Annotated in this window: 14 protein-coding genes; 7 read left to right on the top strand and 7 right to left on the bottom strand. The window is 63.9% G+C overall.

Annotation, left to right across the window (positions count from 1 at the left end; translation table 11 throughout):
* Positions 1-10: 10 nt before the first annotated feature.
* Positions 11-1,231: an LL-diaminopimelate aminotransferase gene (locus tag ACRQ5Q_RS23270; protein WP_439375286.1), complete on the bottom strand. Its 1,221-nt coding sequence runs from the start codon at positions 1,229-1,231 to the stop codon at positions 11-13.
* A gap of 214 nt (positions 1,232-1,445) precedes the next feature.
* The gene (locus ACRQ5Q_RS23275) at positions 1,446-1,721 is read right to left on the bottom strand and encodes a hypothetical protein (RefSeq protein ID WP_439375285.1); all 276 of its coding nucleotides are present in this window, start codon (positions 1,719-1,721) and stop codon (positions 1,446-1,448) included.
* Positions 1,722-1,974: 253 nt separating this feature from the next.
* On the opposite strand from ACRQ5Q_RS23275, the gene ACRQ5Q_RS23280 reads away from it, so the two are divergent.
* Together ACRQ5Q_RS23280 and ACRQ5Q_RS23285 are read left to right on the top strand one after the other, a co-directional pair.
* Entirely contained in the window at positions 1,975-3,798 is a 1,824-nt protein-coding gene (locus ACRQ5Q_RS23280) for a PHA/PHB synthase family protein (protein ID WP_439375284.1), read from the top strand.
* 64 nt (positions 3,799-3,862) lie between these two features.
* Entirely contained in the window at positions 3,863-4,261 is a 399-nt protein-coding gene (locus ACRQ5Q_RS23285; RefSeq protein ID WP_439375283.1) for an MAPEG family protein, read from the top strand.
* 115 nt (positions 4,262-4,376) lie between these two features.
* Here ACRQ5Q_RS23285 and argC read toward each other — a convergent pair whose 3' ends face one another.
* The 3 genes from argC to ACRQ5Q_RS23300 form a co-directional block, all read right to left on the bottom strand.
* Entirely contained in the window at positions 4,377-5,360 is a 984-nt protein-coding gene (argC, locus tag ACRQ5Q_RS23290) for an N-acetyl-gamma-glutamyl-phosphate reductase (protein ID WP_439375282.1), read from the bottom strand.
* Positions 5,357-6,022: an FMN-binding negative transcriptional regulator gene (locus ACRQ5Q_RS23295; protein WP_439392449.1), complete on the bottom strand. Its 666-nt coding sequence runs from the start codon at positions 6,020-6,022 to the stop codon at positions 5,357-5,359. The genes argC and ACRQ5Q_RS23295 overlap by 4 nt, the downstream gene beginning before the upstream one ends.
* 224 nt (positions 6,023-6,246) lie before the next feature.
* A complete protein-coding gene (locus ACRQ5Q_RS23300) occupies positions 6,247-6,777 on the bottom strand; it encodes a DedA family protein (RefSeq protein ID WP_439375280.1) in 531 nt (176 codons plus the stop codon).
* A gap of 272 nt (positions 6,778-7,049) precedes the next feature.
* On the opposite strand from ACRQ5Q_RS23300, the gene parE reads away from it, so the two are divergent.
* The 4 genes from parE (at position 7,050) to ACRQ5Q_RS23320 (ending at position 11,469) form a co-directional block, all read left to right on the top strand.
* The gene (gene parE / locus ACRQ5Q_RS23305) at positions 7,050-9,095 is read left to right on the top strand and encodes a DNA topoisomerase IV subunit B (RefSeq protein ID WP_439375279.1); all 2,046 of its coding nucleotides are present in this window, start codon (positions 7,050-7,052) and stop codon (positions 9,093-9,095) included.
* 402 nt (positions 9,096-9,497) lie between these two features.
* On the top strand, positions 9,498-10,280 hold the full coding sequence (locus tag ACRQ5Q_RS23310; protein WP_439375278.1) for an outer membrane protein: 783 nt from the start codon (positions 9,498-9,500) through the stop codon (positions 10,278-10,280).
* A 212-nt stretch (positions 10,281-10,492) separates the two neighbouring features.
* On the top strand, positions 10,493-10,678 hold the full coding sequence (locus tag ACRQ5Q_RS23315; protein ID WP_439375277.1) for a hypothetical protein: 186 nt from the start codon (positions 10,493-10,495) through the stop codon (positions 10,676-10,678).
* A 20-nt stretch (positions 10,679-10,698) separates the two neighbouring features.
* Positions 10,699-11,469, top strand: a complete 771-nt coding sequence (locus tag ACRQ5Q_RS23320) for an SDR family NAD(P)-dependent oxidoreductase (RefSeq protein WP_439375276.1) — start codon at positions 10,699-10,701, stop codon at positions 11,467-11,469.
* 101 nt (positions 11,470-11,570) lie between these two features.
* On the opposite strand, the gene ACRQ5Q_RS23325 is transcribed toward ACRQ5Q_RS23320, so the two are convergent.
* Both ACRQ5Q_RS23325 and ACRQ5Q_RS23330 read right to left on the bottom strand, forming a co-directional pair.
* A complete protein-coding gene (locus ACRQ5Q_RS23325) occupies positions 11,571-12,338 on the bottom strand; it encodes an outer membrane protein (RefSeq protein WP_439375275.1) in 768 nt (255 codons plus the stop codon).
* Between the two features lie 179 nt (positions 12,339-12,517).
* Positions 12,518-13,753, bottom strand: a complete 1,236-nt coding sequence (locus ACRQ5Q_RS23330) for an FAD-dependent oxidoreductase (protein WP_439392450.1) — start codon at positions 13,751-13,753, stop codon at positions 12,518-12,520.
* Between the two features lie 117 nt (positions 13,754-13,870).
* On the opposite strand from ACRQ5Q_RS23330, the gene ACRQ5Q_RS23335 reads away from it, so the two are divergent.
* Positions 13,871-14,152, top strand: a complete 282-nt coding sequence (locus ACRQ5Q_RS23335) for a hypothetical protein (protein ID WP_439392451.1) — start codon at positions 13,871-13,873, stop codon at positions 14,150-14,152.
* Positions 14,153-14,220: the final 68 nt, after the last annotated feature.

Raw genomic sequence — 14,220 nt, forward strand, 5'->3', positions numbered from 1 at the left:
TCGAAGAGAATTAGCGCCGGTTGGCGAGCGGAACGACGTTGTGCAACGTTTCGAGGCCGCTTTCAAGGAACCGGCGCACGCCGCGCGCTGCCTGCCTGATCCGTTGCTCGTTTTCCACCATGGCGATGCGGACATATCCTTCACCATGCTCGCCGAAGCCGACACCGGGCGACACCGCGACGCCGCATTTCTCGACCATCAGGGTCGCGAACTGCATGCTGCCGATGCTGCGGAAGGCTTCCGGCAGCGGCACCCAGGCAAACATCGAGGCCTCCGGCGGCGGAATCTCCCAGCCGGCGCGGCCGAATGATTCCACCAGCGCGTCGCGGCGCTTGCGATAGGTATCGCGCATCTCCTTGATGCAATCGTCCGGGCCGTTCAGCGCGGCGGTCGCGGCGACCTGCACCGGCGTGAAGGCGCCGTAGTCGAGATAGGATTTGACGCGGGCGAGCGCTGCGATCACGCGCTCATTGCCGACCGCAAAGCCCATGCGCCAGCCGGCCATCGAGTAGGTCTTCGACATCGAGGTGAACTCGACCGTGACGTCCATCGCGCCCGGCACCTGCAGCACCGAGGGCGGCGGGTTGTTCTCGTCGAAATAGACCTCGGCGTAAGCGAGGTCGGACAGGATCAGGATCTCGTGCTTCTTCGCGAAGGCGACGAGGTCCTTGTAGAAGTCGAGGCTCGCGACATAGGCGGTCGGGTTGGAGGGATAGCAGACCACCAGCGCCAGCGGCTTCGGGATCGAGTGCACGATCGCCCGCTCGGCCGCCTCGAAGAATTGCGGCGTCGGCTCCGAGGGCACCGAGCGGATCACGCCGCCCGCCATCAAAAAGCCGAAGGCGTGAATCGGGTAGCTCGGGTTCGGGCAGAGGATGACGTCGCCGGGCGCGGTGATCGCCTGTGCCACGTTGGCAAAGCCCTCCTTGGAGCCGAGCGTCGCCACCACCTGGGTGTCGGGATTGAGCTTCACGTCGAAGCGGCGGGCGTAATAGGCGGCCTGGGCCCTGCGCAGGCCGGGGATGCCGCGGGACGCCGAATAGCGGTCGGTGCGCGGCTTGCCGAGCGTCTCCTTGAGCTTCTCCAGCACATGCGGCGGCGCCGGCAGGTCCGGATTGCCCATGCCGAGGTCGATGATGTCGGCGCCGGCATTCCGCGCGGCCGCCTTGGCCCGGTTGACCTGCTCGAACACGTAAGGCGGAAGGCGGCGGATGCGGTAAAATTCTTCCATGGCTCTCTGGGCTCCGGGCAACCGGTCAGGACAGAATCGACTGGCCACGAGCGCCGATCGCAAAGGCGCTCGGCCCGGCCGTTAAATAGCTCAAAATCAGATACTTAGAGCAATTTTCGACGGCGGAGGCTGAAGTCGTTCGCCCTGACTCTCGGCTGAACTCAGGTCTTTTAGCACGGCAAGGCGGGGGCGCCAGCGATTACCTTGCACTGCCTCATTTGGCGTCTTTGGCGGCAGCGGCCTGGCGGTCGCGCGCCGCGGCAAGCTCGGCCTCGATCTTGACGCGCTGGTCCGGCGGGATGATCGCCTGATCGCGATCAGGCGGCAGGTCGTGCACCGGCAAATAGGTGCCGGGCTCCTTTGGATGGGCCTGCGCATCCGCAGGTATGAGATCCGCGAGCTGACTCGAGCAGCCGCCCAGCGCGAGCGCCATCATCAGCAGCGCGCCGTGGATCGGCAGCGTCTTTTGCAGGTCCCTTAACGCCAACACTTGGGAATCCCCTACTCGTGCCAAAGCACGGCCCCGGGGCAAGGCTACCCGACACCGCGCCCAAGCTCAAACCATTGCTGCCCAAATGGTCCGAGCGAGAAAACAGCCCGGCGCTACCAAGCCGAGCGGTGCGGCCTGATTATGACGGAACCAAGAAAACTTGTCGCAGTGCAGCACATCTTCGCGCGGGTTTCACGCCAAACCTGCGAGCTTCGCGGTGACGAATACGGAATGAATCGTTACTGTTCTGCCCATGAGTACCGCCACCACCGACAAGCCCGGCTCCGGGACAACCAAGTCCGAGACGAAGTTCGATGCGGAAGCCTTCGCGATGAATGTCGCGCGGGCGATGGAAAGCGGCGGCAAGGCGCTGGCCGCCTACCTCAAGCCGCGCGAGAGCGGCGAGGTGCAGGACCGCCCGCCGCCCGAGCTCACCGAGATGGTCAAGACCTTCACCGCGGTCGCCGAATACTGGCTGTCGGACTCCTCGCGCTCGTCCGATCTCCAGACCAAGCTCGCCAAGGACTATCTCGACCTCTGGGGCTCGGCGGCGCGCCGCATGGCCGGCCAGGACGTCGAGCCGGCCATCGCGCCCTCGCCGCGCGACAAGCGCTTCGCCGATCCGGAATGGAAGTCGAACCAGTTTTTCGATTTCGTGATGCAGCTCTACCTGCTCACGACGAAATGGGCGCAGGAGCTGGTGCGCGACGCCGATGGCCTCGATGCGCCCACCCGCCGCAAGGCCGAGTTCTACGTCCAGCAGGTCATCAACGCGATCTCGCCCTCTAATTTCGTGCTGACCAATCCGGAAGTGCTGCGCGAGACGATGGCGAGCAGCGGCGAGAACCTCGCGCGCGGCCTGAAGATGCTGGCCGAGGACATCGCGGCCGGCAAGGGCATGCTGAAGATCCGCCAGTCCAACCCGGACAACCTGGTCGTCGGCGTCAACATGGCGACGACGCCGGGCAAGGTGATCTACCAGAACGAGATGATGCAGCTGATCCAGTATTCGCCGACCACGGAGAAGGTGCTGCGCACCCCGCTCCTGATCGTGCCGCCCTGGATCAACAAGTTCTACATCCTCGATCTCAAGCCGGAGAAATCCTACATCAAGTGGTGCGTCGACCAGGGCATCACCGTATTCGTGATCTCATGGGTCAATCCCGACAAGCGGCTCGGCAACAAGGGCTGGGAAGACTACATGAAGGAAGGTCCGCTCACGGCGATGGACGTGATCGAGAAGGTGACCGGCGAAATGAAGGTGCATACCGCCGGCTATTGCGTCGGCGGCACCATGCTCGCGACCACGCTGGCCTGGCTTGCCGAGAAGCGCCGCCAGCGCGTTGCTTCCGCGACGTTCTTCGCGGCGCAGGTGGACTTCACCCATGCGGGTGATCTCCTCGTGTTCGTCGACGAGGAGCAGATCGCCGCGCTCGAGCAGGACATGAAGGCGGCCGGCGTGCTCGAAGGCTCGAAGATGGCGATGGCTTTCAACATGCTGCGCTCCAACGACCTGATCTGGTCCTATGTCGTCAGCAACTACCTGAAGGGCCAGCAGCCGAGCGCGTTCGACCTGTTGCACTGGAATTCCGATGCGACGCGGATGACGCAGGCGAACCATTCCTACTACCTGCGCAACTGCTATCTGGAGAACCGGCTCTCGACGGGCACGATGGTGCTCGACAACACGCTGCTCGATCTCTCCAAGGTCAAGGTGCCCGTCTACAACCTCGCCACCCGCGAGGACCATATCGCCCCGGCCGAGTCGGTGCTGTACGGCTCGCAGTTCTTCGGCGGCCCGGTGAAATACGTCCTGTCCGGCTCGGGCCACATCGCGGGCGTCGTCAATCCGCCTGCCTCGAACAAGTACCAGTACTGGACCAACGACAACATCAAGGATGTCACGGTCGCGGACTGGATGAAGGGCGCGGTCGAGCACAAGGGCTCGTGGTGGCCGGACTGGCGCGAATGGCTGGGCAACCTCGATCCCGAGGAAGTCCCGGCGCGCAGCGTCGGCAGCGAGGCGATGCCCCCGATCGAGGACGCGCCCGGCAGCTATGTCAGGGTTCGCGCATAGCGGACTCTGCCGCGCTCTTGTATAGACAAGCTCTCAACACCGCGACGACAGAGGGGACCGGACTATGACGCGCGAATTGTTCTGGCTGACACTGACGGTGATCCTGACCGGGATACTCTGGATTCCCTACATCATCAACCGGTGCCAGGTGCGCGGGCTCAGTGGCGCGATGGCCAACCCGTCGCGTGGCGACAAGCCTCAGGCCGAATGGGCCAACCGCCTGATGTTCGCACATGACAATGCGGTCGAGAACCTCGTGATCTTCGCGCCGCTGGTGCTGATCCTGAACGCGATCGACTATTCCTCGTCATGGACCGTGCTCGCCTGCGCGGTGTATTTCTGGGCCCGCGTCGCCCACCTGATCGTGTACGCGCTCGGCCTGCCGGTGTTCCGCACCCTCGCCTTTACCATCGGCTTCCTCGCGCAGGCTGTGCTGGCGCTGGCGATCTTCAGGGTGGTTTGAAGCACTTTCGACGTCATTGCGAGGAGCCCTTGCGCCGAAGCAATCCAGACTGTTTCCGCGGCGACGGTCTGGATTGCTTCGCTTCGCTCGCAATGACGGAGGAGAGAGGCCTTCCCTACTCCTCCGGCAGGCCCAGCATCAGCCGCATGTTCTGCACGGCCGCGCCCGAGGCGCCCTTGCCGAGATTGTCCAGGCGCGCGACCAGGACCGCCTGGTGATATTTGTCGCTGGCGAAGACGTAGAGCTCGAGCATGTTGGTCTCGTTGAGCGCCTCCGGCTCCAGCCGGCCGCCCTTGGTCGCCTCGTTCTGCAGCGGCATCACCCTGACGTATTTCGAACCGGCATAGCGCTTCGCCAGCGCGGCCTGAAGATCGGCACCGCCGGGCTTGCCCGGCAGCGTGTCGAGCTGGAGCGGCACCGAGACCAGCATGCCCTGCCGGTAGTTGCCGACCGAGGGAATGAAGATCGGCCGCCGCGTCAGGTTCGAATAGAGCTGCATCTCCGGCAGATGCTTGTGCTCGAAGCCGAGACCGTAGAGCTCGAAGGACGGCGCGCTGCCGTCTTCAAAACTCGCGATCATCGACTTGCCGCCGCCGGAATAGCCGCTCACCGCGTTGATGGTGACGGGATAATCAGGAGGCAGCAGGCCGGCATCGACGATCGGCCGCAGCAGCGCGATGCCGCCGGTCGGATAGCAGCCGGGATTGGAGACCTTTTTCGCCGCCTTGATCTTGCCGGCCTGGTCCGCCGTCAGCTCCGGAAAGCCATAGGCCCAGTCGGGCGCGACCCGGTAGGCGGTCGAGGCGTCCAGCACCTTCGGTCCCGCCGCGCCCATGCTGTCGACCAGCGCGACCGTCTCCCTGGCGGCATCATCGGGCAGGCAGAGGATGACGAGATCCACCTCCTCCATCAGCGCCTTCTTGGCGGCGGGATCCTTGCGCTTGTCGTCGGCGATGACCTTCACCGCAACGTCGCTCTGGAGCTTCAACCGCTCGTTGATGCCGAGCCCGGTGGTGCCGGAGCCGCCGTCGACGAAGACGGTGGCGGGCTTCTTCGCCCCGCCGGTGGTCGGGGTTTTCGTGGTTTCAGCGAGGCTCATGGCGCGGTCCTTTCGAGCGTGTTCGTATCGTCTGCAAAGAGCTGCGGCCGGGTCTGCCGCATCAGCTGAGAAATCTGCTTCGCGTCGGCATCGCCATCGCCGAGCGCATTCGCGACCGCGGCGAAATCGGCGTCGGACTTGTGCTGGTTGAGCTTGAAGCTGCCTTCCACCTCCTCAACCGTCATGACCAGCCCCACGATACTCTTCTTCAACGCCTCGAGCCGCCCGGCGGTCATCTTGCCCGATGTCCAGGGCTTCTTCGGCAGCAGCCAGTTCTCGAACTTGTCGCTGAGCGTGTCGACCTGCACCGAGAGCTCCGCGTCCGACAACAGCCGCACCGGCCCGCTCAGATGCACCGACTGGTAGAGCCAGGTCGGAACCTGATCCGGCGAGACGTACCAGTCCGGCGATACATAGGCATCCGGACCGTTGACCGCGAGCAGCCAACAGGCTGCGCCGTCGGCAAGCTGTAGCAGCGGATTGTGACGGGCAAGATGAAAGGCGGCCTGCGGCGTGCCGTCTGCGGCATAGGTCAGATAGAACGGCACTGGCGAGGCGATCGGCTTGTTGCCGTCGAAGGCGCACATGGTGCCGAAGCCGCGCTCTTCCGCAAATCTCAGGCTCGCGGCGCGGTCCTGCTTGAAAAAGGGTGGCGTGTACATCGTGGTCTCCTGCTGGGCCTCCTTGTGGGAGCCGCCGGATCAGATCGCGCTGACAGGAGAGAGGATGCCGCGGATCGGGTCCAGCGGCAAAGACGATGATCTCAAACGCGATCGACCGCCCAAACCGCGAAGCTGCGGCGGCGGCGGGCGAACAGAATGGTCGCGGCGTTGATCATGGCGGGCGGCTATAAGGCCAGTCGCGGTTCCCGTCAAGGTTCACACGTTCAGATCAACCGCCAGATCCATTCCATGATCTTGGCGATCACGTCGCCGAACAACAGCAGTGCGGCCGACCAGATCAGGGCCGAGACGAAATTGGCTGCCTGGAAGCTCCAATAGGGCATCTCGAAAATGCCGGCCGCGAGCGGCACCGAGGCGCGCAAGGGGCCGAAGAAGCGGCCGATGAAGATGCTGGGTATCCCCCAGCTCCGCACGAAGGCCTCGCCCCTCGGCAACAGCTCCGGATAGCGCGAGAGCGGCCACATCTGGGCGACGTGCTCCTTGTAGCGGTAGCCGAACCAGTAGGAGACCCAGTCGCCGAGCGCCGCCCCGAGCCCGCCGGCAATCCAGACCGGATAGAAGCTGATGCCGCTCACCCCGATCAGCGCGCCGATCGCCACCAGCGCGCCCCAGGCCGGGACCAAGAGCGAGATGAAGGCGAGCGACTCCCCGAAAGCCAGCAGGAACACGATTGGAGCCGCCCAGGCCTGGTGAGCGCGCACGAAGTCGGCCAGGGCGTGCGCATACTGCTCCATTCCGAAAATAGCCTTCCCGCCCGCCTCAAGGTGCTGCTCGATGAAAACGACTGGTAAGCCAAGCCCTTGTGTGACATCAAGTCACAAAAGCCGATCCAAACCAGCCCGGGACGTCAAATTGCCGGGAACTAATGGCAAGTTGGCGTAAAATCGCCGGCATTAGCTCCCAACCACGGCGCCTGGTCGGCCCGCGGTAACCTTTCCAAGCCAGAAGTGGCATAGTCCGCTTAACCGATTCGCCGCCAGCGCGGCCCCTAAGCACATCAAGATCTATGTCCAAGCAGTTGAAGCCAAGAGCAAAAGACGACTTTTTCGGCGGCGATGAGCCGAAGCCCCGCACCGCCGCCAAGGCGGCGCCGCGCGCAAGCGGCGGAGAAGCCGACTACACTGCGGCCGACATCGAGGTGCTCGAAGGCCTCGAACCGGTGCGGCGCCGGCCCGGCATGTATATCGGCGGAACCGACGAGAAGGCGCTGCATCACCTGTTCGCCGAAGTCATCGACAACTCGATGGACGAGGCGCTGGCGGGACACGCTACGTTCATCGGAGTCGAGCTCAGCGCAGACGGGTTCCTGACCGTCACCGACAACGGCCGCGGCATCCCGATCGATCCGCACCCGAAATTTCCGAAGAAGTCGGCGCTCGAAGTCATCATGTGCACGCTGCATTCGGGCGGCAAGTTCGACAGCAAGGTCTACGAGACCTCGGGCGGTCTGCACGGCGTCGGCATCTCCGTCGTCAATGCCCTCTCCTCGCGCCTTGAAGTCGAGGTCGCGCGCAGCCAGAAGCTCTATCGCATGAGCTTTGAGCGCGGCCACCCCAAGGGCAAGCTCGAGGACCTCGGCAAGGTCAACAACCGCCGCGGCACGCGCGTGCGCTTCAAGCCCGATACCGACATCTTCGGCGCCAAGGCCGCGTTCAAGCCGCAGCGCCTGTTCAAGATGACGCGCTCGAAAGCCTATCTGTTCGGCGGCGTCGAGATCCGCTGGAATTGCGCGCCCGAGCTGCTCAAGGGCGTCGAGGACGTGCCGGAGGAGGCAACGTTCCACTTCCCCGGCGGCCTCAAGGATTATCTCGCCGCAGCGATCCACGCCGACACGCTGGTGCACCCGGACATCTTCTCGGGCAAGTCGGGCCGCAACGGCGCGCATGGCGCCTGCGAATGGGCCGTGGCCTGGACCGCGGATGCCGACGGATTCCTGTCCTCCTACACCAACACCGTGCCGACGCCGGACGGTGGTACGCACGAATCCGGCTTGCGCAGCGCCCTTTTGCGCGGCCTGAAGGATCACGCCGAGCGCGTCGGCCAGGGCAAGCGCGCTGCCTCCGTGACCTCCGAAGACGTGATGGTGGGCGCGGCCGTGATGCTCTCGGTGTTCGTGCGCGAGCCTGAATTCCAGGGCCAGACCAAGGATCGCCTCGCCACCGCCGAAGCACAGCGCATCGTCGAGCAGGCGATGAAGGATCCGTTCGACCACTGGCTGTCGGGCAATCCGAACATGGCCAACCGCCTGCTCGACTTCGTGATCGACCGCGCCGAGGAGCGCTTGCGCCGCCGCCAGGAGAAAGAAACGGCGCGCAAGACCGCCGGCAAGAAGCTGCGCCTGCCCGGCAAGCTCGCCGACTGCACCGATGCCGGCACCGAAGGCTCCGAGCTCTTCATCGTCGAGGGCGATTCGGCGGGCGGCAGCGCCAAGCAGGCGCGCGACCGCAAGACCCAGGCGGTGCTGCCGCTGCGCGGCAAGATCCTCAACGTCGCCTCCGCCGGAAAGGACAAGCTGACCGCGAATGCGCAGCTCTCCGACCTCGTGCAGGCGATCGGCTGCGGACAGCTCGCCCATTACCGCGAAGAGGATCTGCGCTATCAGCGCATCATCATCATGACCGACGCCGACGTCGACGGCGCCCACATCGCTTCGCTGCTGATCACCTTCTTCTACCGGCAGATGCCGCGGCTGATCGACGAGGGCCACCTCTTCCTCGCCGTGCCGCCGCTCTACAAGCTGACCCACGGCTCCAAGTCGGTCTACGCCCGCGACGACGCGCACAAGGAGGCGCTGCTCAAGAGCGCGTTCAACGCCAACGCCAAGGTCGAGGTGAACCGGTTCAAAGGTCTCGGCGAGATGATGCCGGCGCAGCTCAAGGAAACCACCATGGATCCGAGCAAGCGGACGCTGCTCAAGGTGGTGCTGCTCGCCGACGACCGCGACACGACGGCGGATTCGGTGGAACGGCTGATGGGCACCAAGGCCGAAGCGCGCTTTGCCTTCATCTCGGACAAGGCCGAATTCGCCAGCGAGGAACTGCTCGACGTCTGACGTCACGCGCTACTGTCAAAAAAGCCCCCGGCTCCCTCAGGCCCGGGGGCTTTTTCATGTGGGACGAGGATATCGCCGTCCCAAAGTCCTGCAGAGGCGCGACTCGGCCAGCGACTCAGCGGCGCCGATGGATGAGACAGGGGTGCCTCCATTCAGACAAAGCCGAATCCGCTACCGAAAACTCACCCGATCTCGAAATTCAAACATCCACACAACCAACTGATATCGCTGATATTTTGTCGAAATCGACCCCGCCACCTCAAAGCCTCACCGGTGCGCGTTTTCCGGCGACTGTGCCTGCCCTGCAACAGCATTTCGGCAGGAAACATCTATAGTCCGGGCATCAGATCACAGGACTTCAGTGCGCTCGCGCCTGCTAAAGACGAACTTGGGGATTTAATCATGAAGAAGACTTTGCTGGCGCTGACCGCAGTCGCGGCGATGACCGGTTCGGCCTCGGCGGCTGACCTCGCTGACCGTCCTTACGCGAAGGCCCCGGTTGCGGCGCCCGTCGCCAACTGGACCGGCTTCTACATCTTCGGCGGCGGCGGCGGCGGCCTGTCCAATGCTGACCAGCACGTCCAGACCACGGTCGGCGCGATCCCGCTGACGATCGATCAGCGTCAGGGCGGCTCGGGCTGGTTCGGCACCGTCGGCCTCGGCTACGACTGGCAGTTCAACAGCACCTGGGTCGCCGGCGTGTTCGCCGATGGTCAGTTTGGCAGCATCCGCGCCACCATCCAGGATCCGATTGCCGGCATCACTGGCACCCAGAAGCTGGAAGACTCCTGGGCCGCCGGCGTGCGCCTCGGCTGGCTGGTTGCTCCGAACGTTCTCACCTACGTCAACGGCGGCTACTCCGGCGCTCACTTCGGCCAGACGAACTTCCTGACGCTGGCCGGCGTGCCCGCCGGTATCCACCTCAACAGCTACAACCGCAACGGCTGGTTCGTTGGTGGCGGCGTCGAGAACAGCCTGAACTTCTTCGGCATCTCTTCGCCCGGCTGGTTCATGAAGACCGAATATCGTTCGGCCTTCTACAACGCCAAGACCTCGAACGAACTGTTCGACGTCACCAACACCCTCGTTGGCCGCGACATCCGCGCCAACAGCTGGAACCAGACGATCTCGACCTCGCTGGTCTACCGCTTCAACTGGACCGGTCCGGTCGTCGCGAAGTACTGATCTGATCTCACATTCAGACGTCAAAGCCCCGGCATCGTCCGGGGCTTTTTCGTTGTGGGATCACCTTCTGCGCACATGCGTCTTCCCGGCGCTCTGCACCGGCAGCCATTGTATCCGAACCTATGCTGCGGCTAGTCTGGCTCCAAGCTTTCGTGACCGCGGCGCTCCTTGATGCCGCGGATCGCGACAGAAGCAGACCAAGGGAGGAATGCATGCGCAGATTTCTGCTCGTAGCAGGCCTGTTTGCGACCGCCGTCGGACTGCTCTGGATCGGCCAGGGTACCGGCACGGTGCCTTGGCCGCCATCGAGCTTCATGGTCAACCAGCTGCAATGGGCCGGCTACGGCGCAGCCATGGCCGGCTTGGGGCTGGTGCTGATCTGGCAGAGCAACCAGTAGAAGAAACCAGGGAATACAGCATGACATCCAACCGGTTCGATCTTCGCGGCAAGGTCGCGGTCGTCACAGGAGGCAATGGCGGCATCGGGCTTGGCCTGGCGCACGGACTTGCCGATGCCGGCGCCAATATCGCCGTGGTCGGACGCAATGAAACCAAATCAGCCGCGGCCGTTGCCGATCTCAAGCAGCGCGGCGTGAAGGCGATCGCGGTTCCCACCGACGTAACCGACAAGGCGGCGGTCGCCGCCATGATCGACCGCGTCGTCAAGGAATTCGGCCGTATCGACATTCTCATCAACAATGCCGGCATGAGCATCCGCAAGCCGCCGCACGAACTCGAGCTCGACGAGTGGAACAAGGTGATCGACACCAACCTCACCAGCGCCTTCGTGTGCTCGAAGCTGGCCTATCCGGCGCTGAAGGCCTCCGGCAACGGCAAGGTGATCAACATCGGCTCGATGATGTCGATCTTCGGCGCGAGCTTTGCGACCGCCTATGCGGCGAGCAAGGGCGGCATCGTGCAGTACACGCGCGCCTGCGCCAATGCCTGGGCACCTGACAACATCCAGGTCAACGCCATCCTGCCGGGCTGGATCGACACCGACCTCACCCGCGGCGCGCGGCAGCAGGTTGCGGGATTGCACGAGCGCGTTTTGGCACGCACGCCTGCGGGGCGCTGGGGCGACATCGATGATTTCGCGGGGATCGCGGTGTTCCTCGCCTCGTCAGCGTCGAACTTCGTCACGGGCACCGCGATCCCCGTCGATGGCGGGTTCTCGGTGATGGCCTGAGCCTCCTGCACGAAAGCTGCACGTAAAAAAGAAGCCCCGGCGATGCCGGGGCTTTGAATTTGGCAGAGATCGTTTTCTTTTGCTGATTGGTCGTTCGTTGCTCAGTAGCGAGCGATGGCGGGTGCGTCGAACTTGTAGCTCGCGCGCACGACGGCCCACTGGATGTCGCGCGGCTTGGCATCGAAGGTGTAGTTACCGGAGAGGCCGCCGAGCTGATAGGTCTGGCTGCCGAAGGCCGCGTAGTTGTATTCGAGGCCGACGATCCAGTTGCGGGTGACGCCGTATTCCCAGCCGGCGCCGACGGTCCAGCCATTGGCCCAGTGAGTTTGACCGCCCGAACCCGTCGCCGGTCCGACCGTATCGGTCACCGACAAACGGTTGTTCACACCGGCATAGCCGCCCTTGATGTAGAAGAGATTGTTCTGCACGGCGAAGCCGGCCCGGCCGACCACGGTCGCGAGCACGTTGGCACGCCAGGTGAACACATCGTCCCCCGAGCCGAACGCGGTATTCACGACCGTGGCCTTGTTGTCGAGGCCGGAGATCGTGCCTTCCATGCCGAACACGTAGTTGTTGGCCTGCCAGTTGTAGCCGATCTGGGCACCGCCCATGATGCCGGAGCCACGCTGGCGATAGCCCTCGCCCGGGAGTAGATCGCCGAACGGCGCGCCTGTCCCGTTGTTGATGAACTGCTCGTTGGTCCATGCGCCACCGATGTGGCCGCCAACATAGAAACCGGTCCAGTTGAACAGCGGCTCGACATAGGCGGGCGCCTTCGTGTAGCGCGCACCGAGATCGGCGGCGGACGCAGCGCCGGTCGAAACCAGAGCGGTCGTGCAGGCGAAGGCAGCAATCAACTTGTTACGCATGGTACACCCCGTGTCCTTTGATGGGCGCACGCTCACACGCAACCCTTACTCAAATTTGAATCAAGAAAGTTAAGATGCCGGATTGACGCTCAGCGTGCCTTCAATCCATCGGCGCTGTTGCACGCAGGCAACGCGCAACGCGCGATTTAACACGACATTAGCCCTACCGATTGCAGCGCTTACGAAGCCAACGCAGCCTTCGACCGCACGTGCTCGGGCCGCACACCGAGCCCAATCAGCCGCGCCGGAACGCCCTGCAGCCACGGCAACGCGGTGATGAGCCGCACGATCAGCGGCACCTTCAGCGGCCGGTCGCCACCCTGCAAGGCGCCGCTGATGATGTTGTTCTGCACGACCACCTGCATGCGTTGCGTCATTCTCACCGGAAACTCGCGCCGGCGGCGCACGGCGTCGAGCTCATCCTCGGTCGGGCAGCCGCGCTGAAGCTTGTCCGCGAGCAGATTGGCGGCCGCCACCGCATCCTGCACGGCGAGATTGACGCCAACGCCGCCGACCGGCGACATTGCATGCGCGGCATCGCCGATGAGAAGCAGGCCTGGCTGCGTCCAGCGCTCGAGGCGATTGATCGCGACGGTGAGCAGCTTGACGTCGTCGAAGCTCTTCACGTCGGCAATGCCGGACTTGAGGATCGGCGCCATGCGCACGACGTCGTCGAGCAGCGCCTGCAATCCCCTCGCCTTCACCGCATCGTATTGCCCCTTGGCGATGACGTAGGCGCATTGCCAGTAGTCGCCGCGGTCGAAGGTGATCATCATCTTGCCGGGCTCGATGCGCGCAAAAAGGTTCTCGGTCTCGTCGGCCTTGCGGCCGGCGCGGAACCACAGCACGTCCATCGGCGCGCCGATCTCCTCGACTTTGAGGCCGGCGCGCTCGCGCAGCGTCGAATGCCGGCCGTCGCAGGCGATGGTGAGATCGGCCTCGATGTCGATGGTGCCGTCCGGCGTCTTCGCCCGCACGCCGGCGACGGTGTCGCCGCGGCGGATGAGATCGATGGCTTCGGTGCTCATCATCACCTTGAGCGAAGCGAAGCTCCGGCCTTCTTCGCGCAGGAAATTCAGGAAGTCCCATTGCGGCATGAAGGCGATGAACGCGTATTTGGTGTGCAGCCGGCTGAGATCGGCGATCCGCACCGGCGTGCCGCCGAACAGTCCGTCCATCTTCTGCAAGCGTTGATGCGGCAGCTTCAGGAACCCGTCGATCAGGCCAAGCTCATCCATGACCTGAAGCGTCGAGGGATGCACGGTGTCGCCGCGAAAGTCGCGGAAGAAATCCGCGTGCTTCTCCAGCACCACGACGTCGATGCCGGCACGCCCGAGGAGATAGCCGAGCATCATGCCGGCCGGCCCGCCGCCGACGACACAACACCGGACTTTTACGAAGGAACTCGCGTTCATGGCCGCTCTCGTTTGGGACTTAAGTTTTCCATGCAGTGCAGCAAGCAAGTTTAATTTGCCGCGATTGCGAATGCCCGTTAGCGTTCCTGCAAAGTCGGTTTGCCTCAGGACATTGCAGTGCAGACGATCCTCATACTGCTCAGCGTCTGGATCCTGATCAACGTACTTTTCGTCGTGATCATGATCCCGCCGCGCAAGCCGCGGAAACCCGACCCGGTCCTGACTGGCAGGCTTGCGCCGGTGCCCATCAACCAGAACTATCCGTTCGAGGAGCAGGAGAAGCTCCTGCCGCGCCACGTCATCATCTCGATCGCGATGGGCGCGTTCTTCTCGCTGACGCCTCTGTTGATCGAGGCCTTCGAGTCCATCAAGCGGTTCATCCGGAAGCGACAGACGTAGCAGACCGATACCCGCCCTCTTCGAGAGCCATCGCGGAAAAAGTCGGTGCTTGCCAGCACCACGACGAT

The organism is Bradyrhizobium sp. PMVTL-01 (assembly GCF_051861855.1).
Taxonomy (GTDB): Bacteria; Pseudomonadota; Alphaproteobacteria; order Rhizobiales; family Xanthobacteraceae; genus Bradyrhizobium.

Bases quoted from the DNA above. Each gene is read 5' to 3' on its own strand.
- ACRQ5Q_RS23320 (WP_439375276.1), top strand. From the start codon at position 10,699: ATGACATCCAACCGGTTCGATCTTCGCGGCAAGGTCGCGGTCGTCACA.
- ACRQ5Q_RS23285 (WP_439375283.1), top strand. From the start codon at position 3,863: ATGACGCGCGAATTGTTCTGGCTGACACTGACGGTGATCCTGACCGGG.
- ACRQ5Q_RS23270 (WP_439375286.1), bottom strand. From the start codon at position 1,231: ATGGAAGAATTTTACCGCATCCGCCGCCTTCCGCCTTACGTGTTCGAG.
- ACRQ5Q_RS23280 (WP_439375284.1), top strand. From the start codon at position 1,975: ATGAGTACCGCCACCACCGACAAGCCCGGCTCCGGGACAACCAAGTCC.
- ACRQ5Q_RS23300 (WP_439375280.1), bottom strand. From the start codon at position 6,777: ATGGAGCAGTATGCGCACGCCCTGGCCGACTTCGTGCGCGCTCACCAG.
- ACRQ5Q_RS23310 (WP_439375278.1), top strand. From the start codon at position 9,498: ATGAAGAAGACTTTGCTGGCGCTGACCGCAGTCGCGGCGATGACCGGT.
- ACRQ5Q_RS23330 (WP_439392450.1), bottom strand. From the start codon at position 13,753: ATGAACGCGAGTTCCTTCGTAAAAGTCCGGTGTTGTGTCGTCGGCGGC.
- ACRQ5Q_RS23325 (WP_439375275.1), bottom strand. From the start codon at position 12,338: ATGCGTAACAAGTTGATTGCTGCCTTCGCCTGCACGACCGCTCTGGTT.
- argC (WP_439375282.1), bottom strand. From the start codon at position 5,360: ATGAGCCTCGCTGAAACCACGAAAACCCCGACCACCGGCGGGGCGAAG.
- ACRQ5Q_RS23295 (WP_439392449.1), bottom strand. From the start codon at position 6,022: ATGTACACGCCACCCTTTTTCAAGCAGGACCGCGCCGCGAGCCTGAGA.
- parE (WP_439375279.1), top strand. From the start codon at position 7,050: ATGTCCAAGCAGTTGAAGCCAAGAGCAAAAGACGACTTTTTCGGCGGC.
- ACRQ5Q_RS23315 (WP_439375277.1), top strand. From the start codon at position 10,493: ATGCGCAGATTTCTGCTCGTAGCAGGCCTGTTTGCGACCGCCGTCGGA.